We start from the raw sequence: 6,335 nt of genomic DNA, 5'->3' as shown, positions 1-6,335 counted from the left end.
ACCACCGAGCCGACCCGGGCTGGTCGTCGGAACCGGCCGGGCCGACCACGGTCAGCGGGTGGTCGCGGCCGGCCATCCAGGCGGCGAACACCACCGGTGCGAGCCCGCCGCTGTGGTCGATGTGGAGATGGGTCAGCAGCGCCGCGGCGAGCGCGGCCGGGTCCACGCCGGCCCGTCCCAGCCGCTCGAAGGTTCCGCCGCCTGCGTCGACGAGCAACCGAGGCCGCCCGTCGAGCTGGACGAGGTACCCCGACGACGCCCGATGTGCATTGACGAACGGGCCGCCGCTGCCCAGCACGCGCACGGCCAGTCCCTCGATGCTCACGGCCCGGGAGCTACCCACTCGCGCGGCCCCCAACCGCTGCCCGCCGACGGGGCACGTGCTCGTAGTGGTAGTGGCCGGCCGAAGAACGCGTACGTCGTGACCGTCGCCCGACCCTCGAACGCCGGGCCGGCACCGACGACCACGATCTACGGCACGCCCACGCGAGCCGGCGCATCGCGGGCGAGAGCGTCATGCCGAGTTCCGAGGACCGGGCACGGAGGGCGAGAACGGCCAACGGTCGTCGATGTTCGGCATGTGCCCGGCCTTCACTCGAAACGGGCTCTGAACCATGGTCGATGCTGCACCAGCGGTCGTCGTGGGTAGTCGATGCCAGGCAGCCGCACCCGGGACCGGGTCCGGACCCACTGCCCGGGTGCAGCGTGGCCCGTACGGATTCGATGCCGTCCGAGGGAGAGGGTGCATGTGGCGACCGCGACGGAGTACAGCGGGCCCGAGGACGAGGTCGTCCGGGCCGAGGAGAGCAAGCTCCGCCGCCATCTCGGCGTCTGGGGACTGACCGCGATCGGATTCTCCAACATCGTCGGCTCCGGGTGGCTGTTCGCCTCGATGTACGCGGCCCAGATCGCCGGACCGGCCGCGCTGCTGGCGTGGGTGGCCGCGGGGATCCTCTGCGCGCTGGTGGCGCTCGTGATCGTCGAGCTGGGCGCGTCCCGGCCGGAGGCAGGCGGCACGGTCCGCTGGCCGCTGTACGCCAGCGGCCGCCTCGTGGGCTCCGTGATCGGGGTCTCGGCACTGCTGTCGGTGGGGGCCACCAGCGCCGAGCTCACGGCGATCGTCCAGTACGCCGGGCACTACCTGCCCTGGGTCTACAAGGACGGATCCCTGACCTGGAGCGGAGTGCTGCTCGCCGTCGTCCTCTCGGTGATCCTCACCGCCCTGAACTGGTACGGCGTCAGGCTCTTCGGGCGCGTGAACAACACCCTCACGATCATCAAGATCGCCGTGCCCACGCTGACGGTCGTCGCGCTGATCGCCTCGGGCTTCCACGCGGCGAACCTCACCGGCCACGGCGGCTTCGCCCCCTACGGCTACGGCGCGGTGCTGTCGGCGCTGGCCGGCGGCGGGATCGTCTACTCGGTCAACGGCTTCCAGGCGCCGGTCGACTTCTCCGGCGAGGCGCGCGATCCGCGCCGAACGGTGCCGCTGGCGGTGCTCGGCAGCATCACCCTGGCCGTGCTGCTCTACCTCGCGCTCCAGCTCGCCTTCCTCGGCGCGGTCCCGGAGACGCTGCTGGGCCACGGCTGGCACGGCGTCGACCTCGACTCCCCGTTCGGCGAGCTGGCGGTGGCCCTGAACCTCCAGCTCGTCGCGGCGATGCTGTACGCCGACGCGGTCATCTCCCCCGGCGGCTCGGCCTACGTGGGCATCGCCATCGACGCCCGCCACACCTATGCGCTGGCCAAGAACCGGCTGCTCCCCCGCCCGATCATGGTGGTGGACCGGCGGTCCGGCGTCCCCCGGCGGGCGCTCCTGCTGAACCTCGTCGTCGTCATCGTGTTCCTGCTCCCGTTCGGCGGCTGGCAGCACATCGTCAGCGTGATGGGCGACCTGTACCTGCTGCTCTACGCCGCGGCGGCGGTCGCCGCGGGCGTCTTCCGGGTCGTCGAGCCCGAGCGGCTCTCCGGCTGGGTCCCCGGCCTGCGGGTGATCGCACCACTCAGCTTCGTGCTGGCCTCGGAGTTCATCTACTGGTCGGGCTGGCACGACCTGCGGATCGCGCTGCCGCTGACGCTCGCCGGGGTGCCGTTGTTCGTGGCCCTCTGGCGGACCGACCGGAGCGCTCCACTGCTCACGGAGCTGCGCCGCGGGGCCTGGCTGGTGGCCTACCTGCTGACGCTCACCCTGCTGTCCGGGCTGGGCAGCTTCGCCGGTGCGAACCTGCTGCCCGCGCCGTACGACTCGATCGTCGTCGCCCTCGTCGCCCTCGTGGTGTTCCCGGTCGCGGTGCGGTCCGGCGTCCCGCGTAGCCGGCGTCCGGAGCGGGCTACCGCTGGCGGTCGAGGTCCACGTTGAGCCGGGACAGGAGCGTCGCGAGAGCGTCGCCGTCGGCGTCGGACCAGCCGCTCAGCACCGTGCGCAGCCCGGCGTGGCGGATGTCGCGCACGCGGGCCACCTGCTCGTCGCCTGCCGGCGTCAGGGCGACGAGGACGGCGCGGGGGTCGCGGTCGGGGCGGGTGCTGACCAGACCCGCGGCGCCCAGCTTCGCCACGTGCCTGCTGGCCGTCGGTTTGCTGACGCCCAGGCGCCGGGTGAGCTCGCCCAGGCCCTGCGGCCCGTGCTCGTCGAGCAGGGCGAGCACCGGGTAGGTGTAGCGGTCGACGGGGCCGTCGCCGTAACCGCCGGCCCAGACCTCCTCGAGGGTCCGCCGGATCAGGACAGTGATCTCGCGCTCGACGCGGGCGAGCGCGTCCTGATGTGCGGTGACCGTGCGGGTGATGAGGACCACCTCCATCGGAATCGGGCATCAGGGCGGAAAGCAGGCTACTGGGGTTGCGCCATGCAATGTTACGCCGTGCAATCGTGCAGCACGGACGTAATACTTATGTAACACATGGAGGTTCGGGGACATGTGCGGTATCTGCGGATGGTTGGACTACGAACGCGACCTGGGGGCGCCGGACGCCCGGCGCGAGCTGGCCGCGATGACCGAGACGATGTCCTGCCGAGGGCCGGACCAGGAGGGCACCTGGGTGGACGGCCCGGTGGCACTCGGGCACCGGCGCCTGGCCGTCATCGACGTGCCGGGCGGGCGCCAGCCGATGACGCTGCCGGTGGGTGACGAGCAGTCGATGACCATGGTCTACAGCGGCGAGACCTACAACTTCCGCGAGCTGCGCGAACGCCTCGCCGCGGCCGGGCACCGCTTCGAAACCAGCAGCGACACCGAGGTGGTGCTGCACGCCCACCAGGAGTGGGGCGGACGCGACCCGCGGCACGCCGTGCGCGAGCTGAACGGCATGTTCGCCTACGCGCTCTGGGACACCCGCACCCGCGAGCTCGTGCTCGTGCGCGACCGGCTGGGCGTCAAGCCGCTCTACTACTACCCCACCCCGCACGGCGTGCTGTTCGGCTCGGAGCCCAAGGCGATCCTCGCCAACGCCGCCGCGCGCCGCGTCGTCGACCTGGCCGGCCTGCGCCGGGCGCTGTCGTGGGTGGCCGACCCCGGCAACTCCGTCTTCCAGGGCATGCGCGAGGTGCCCCCCGGCTACGTCGTCCGGATCAACCGCGACGGGATCCGTGAGCTGCGCTACTGGGCGCTCGAGGACACCGGCCACACAGACGACGTCCCCACGACCGTCCGCACCGTGCGCGACCTGCTGGAGGACACCGCGCGGCGGCAGCTGATCAGCGACGTGCCGCTGTGCACGCTGCTCTCGGGCGGCCTCGACTCCTCGGCGCTGACGGCACTCGCCGCCCGGCACGTGGACGGGAAGGTGCGCTCGTTCGCCGTCGACTTCGTCGGCTACGACGAGAACTTCACCGCCGACGACGTCCGCGGCACCCCCGACGGCCCGTACGTGAAGGACGTCGCCCAGTTCGTCGGCACCGACCACGCCGACATCACCCTGTCGACCGACCAGATGATGGACCCGGCAGTCCGGGCCGCGGTCCTGCACTCCCGCGACCTGCCCATCACGGCAGGCGACATGGACTCGTCGCTGTACCTGCTGTTCAAGGCCATCCGGGAGCGTTCCACGGTGGCGCTGTCGGGTGAGTCGGCCGACGAGGTGTTCGGCGGCTACCGCGACTTCCACGACGCCGACACCGTCGCCGCCGACACGTTCCCGTGGCTGGCCGGCCGGATGATGAACCGGGCCGCCGCCGGCCCGTCGCTGTTCGACGAGCGGCTGACCAAGGAGCTGGACCTGCCCGGCTACCTCGACGCGCAGTACCGCCACGCGCTCACCGAGGTGCCACAGCTGACCGGGCCGGCCGCCGCCGATCCGCACGAGCGGCGGATGCGGGAGGTCTGCTACCTCTACCTCACCCGCTTCCTGCCCAACCTGCTCGACCGCAAGGACCGGATGAGCATGGCCGTCGGGCTCGAGGTGCGCGTGCCCTTCTGCGACCACCGGCTCGTCGAGTACGTCTTCGGCACGCCGTGGGCGCACAAGACCTTCGACGGCCGCGAGAAGAGCCTGCTGCGTGCCGCGACGGCCGACCTGCTCCCGGAGTCGGTGGTGCAGCGGGTGAAGAGCCCGTACCCGTCCACGCAGGACGCCGGCTACGAGCAGGCGCTGCGCCGGCAGGCGGCCAGTGCACTGGAGAACCCCGACTCGAAGGTCGCCCCGCTGCTCGACGCCACCACGGTGCGCGAGCGCCTGTCCGAGACGGTGGACGGCCGGTCGTCCATGGCCGACCGCATGCAGTGGGAGCAGGTGCTCACCCTGGAGAACTGGCTGACCGACTACCAGGTGGACGTGCGGCTCTAGGAGCGCGCAGGAATGTTCGTGGGCTCCTCGCGTTGGGGCCGAAGGAGTGCCCACCGCGAGGAGCCCACGATGACCCTGACCCGCAGCGACGCACCGCTCGCCCCGAACCCCCCGGCGACGGTCAACTACCGCATCGACGGACCGGCCCACAAGCTGTTCGCCCAGCCGTTCCACCGCCGCGTGCGAGCCGAGTTCGCCGGCCGCACCGTGCTCGACACCACCCGGGGCGTGCTGCTGCACGAGACGGCCCTGCCCCCACGGCTGTACGTGCCCGAGGAGGACCTCGACGCCTCCGCGTTCGTGCCGAGCGACCTCTCCACGCACTGCCCGTTCAAGGGCGACGCCACCTACCGCTCGCTCGCGGTGGGCGACCGGACCGTCGAGAACGCGCTCTGGGCCTACCCCGAGCCGACGGACGGGGCGCCGTGGCTGGCCGGCTACGCGTCGCTGTACTGGGAGGCGGCCGACGCGTGGTTCGACGAGGACGAGCAGGTCCGCGCGCTCACCGACCCCTACCACCGGGTGGACGTGCGCTCGTCGAGCCGGCACGTCGAGGTGTTCGCCGGCGACGAGCTGGTGGCCGAGTCGCACAGCCCGCTCGTGGTGGACGAGACCGGCCTGCCGCTGCGCTTCTACCTCTCCCCCGACGACATCACGGCCAAGACGACCGCCACCGACACGTCCACCCACTGCCCTTACAAGGGCGACGCCCGCTACTGGACGCTCACCTTGGCGGACGGCCGCGAGCTGGTGGACGCGGTGTGGGCCTACGACGAGCCTCTGCCCGAGTCGTCGCACATCGCCGGCCGCGTGAGCCTGCTCCACGACGACCTGCGCGTCGTGGTGGACGGGCAGCCCGCCTGACGCGGGTCAGTCCTCGTCGACCAGCAGTGCCTCGAAGGCCGGCATCGCCGCCTGCAGGGCCTCGAGCTGGTCGGGGGCGAGGCGCGCGAGGCGGCGCGCCACCAGGGCAGTGCGGTGGCTGCGCACCTCCTCCAGGCCGGCTGCGCCGGCCTCGGAGAGCCTGATCTGCACGCCCCGGGCGTCCTGGGGGTCTGGGGCTCGGATCACCAGGCCCTGCTCGTCCAGCGCGGCGAGCACCCGGCTCATGGTCGGGGCGGTGACGGCCTCGCGGCGCGCCAGCTCGGAGAGCCGCAGCGGGCCGTACTGCTCCACGGTGACGAGTGCCGACAGCTGCAGCGGCGGGATCGACTCGTGGCCGTCGATGCGGATGCGCCGGTTGAGCCGGCCGACGGCGAGGCGGAGCCGCGCGGCGAGCTCGGTGCGGGCGTCGTCGGCGGTGGCGGCGCCGGCGGGATGGGGCGCTGTCATCGGTCCATGGTGCCATCCGCGCCGATCAACGCGTCGGACCCCACCCCGGAACGGACGTAACGGACGCGGCAGATCACACCGTGGCCGGTCACACGTGGCCGGTCACACCTTGCGCAGCCGGATGCCCGTCACGTTGTGGTCGGGCCCCTTGCGCAGCACCAGGCTGGCGCGGCCCCGGGTGGGGCGGATGTTGTGCTGCAGGTTGGGGCCGTTGATCTCCGACC

Annotated in this window: 6 protein-coding genes and 1 pseudogene; 3 read left to right on the top strand and 4 right to left on the bottom strand. The window is 72.3% G+C overall.

Features of this window, described 5'->3' with window-relative positions; translation table 11 throughout:
- A partial coding sequence (locus tag JWR81_RS17685; RefSeq protein WP_297653519.1) for an MBL fold metallo-hydrolase occupies positions 1-325 on the bottom strand: 325 nt, incomplete at its 3' end.
- Between the two features lie 423 nt (positions 326-748).
- Here JWR81_RS17685 and JWR81_RS17680 point away from each other — a divergent pair.
- Complete coding sequence (locus tag JWR81_RS17680) at positions 749-2,359, top strand: APC family permease (RefSeq protein ID WP_297653516.1); 1,611 nt, start codon at positions 749-751, stop codon at positions 2,357-2,359.
- Here the strand turns inward: JWR81_RS17680 and JWR81_RS17675 are convergent.
- Entirely contained in the window at positions 2,331-2,798 is a 468-nt protein-coding gene (locus JWR81_RS17675; protein ID WP_297653513.1) for a MarR family transcriptional regulator, read from the bottom strand. The genes JWR81_RS17680 and JWR81_RS17675 overlap by 29 nt on opposite strands.
- 115 nt (positions 2,799-2,913) lie before the next feature.
- Between JWR81_RS17675 and asnB the strand changes: the two genes are divergently transcribed.
- Together asnB and JWR81_RS17665 are read left to right on the top strand one after the other, a co-directional pair.
- Positions 2,914-4,779 carry an asparagine synthase (glutamine-hydrolyzing) gene (gene asnB, locus JWR81_RS17670; RefSeq protein ID WP_297653510.1) on the top strand — a complete coding sequence of 622 codons (1,866 nt, stop codon included), beginning with the start codon at positions 2,914-2,916 and terminating at the stop codon, positions 4,777-4,779.
- A 69-nt stretch (positions 4,780-4,848) separates the two neighbouring features.
- Complete coding sequence (locus JWR81_RS17665; RefSeq protein WP_297653507.1) at positions 4,849-5,643, top strand: DUF427 domain-containing protein; 795 nt, start codon at positions 4,849-4,851, stop codon at positions 5,641-5,643.
- Between the two features lie 6 nt (positions 5,644-5,649).
- On the opposite strand, the gene JWR81_RS17660 is transcribed toward JWR81_RS17665, so the two are convergent.
- Positions 5,650-6,111: a MarR family transcriptional regulator gene (locus JWR81_RS17660; protein WP_297653502.1), complete on the bottom strand. Its 462-nt coding sequence runs from the start codon at positions 6,109-6,111 to the stop codon at positions 5,650-5,652.
- A 102-nt stretch (positions 6,112-6,213) separates the two neighbouring features.
- A pseudogene (locus JWR81_RS17655) lies at positions 6,214-6,335 on the bottom strand (type I pantothenate kinase); the annotation flags it as partial.

The sequence above is a fragment of the Pseudonocardia sp. genome (assembly GCF_025965585.1).
Taxonomy (GTDB): domain Bacteria; phylum Actinomycetota; class Actinomycetes; order Mycobacteriales; family Pseudonocardiaceae; genus Pseudonocardia.
This window is presented reverse-complemented; position numbering and strand designations above follow the sequence as displayed.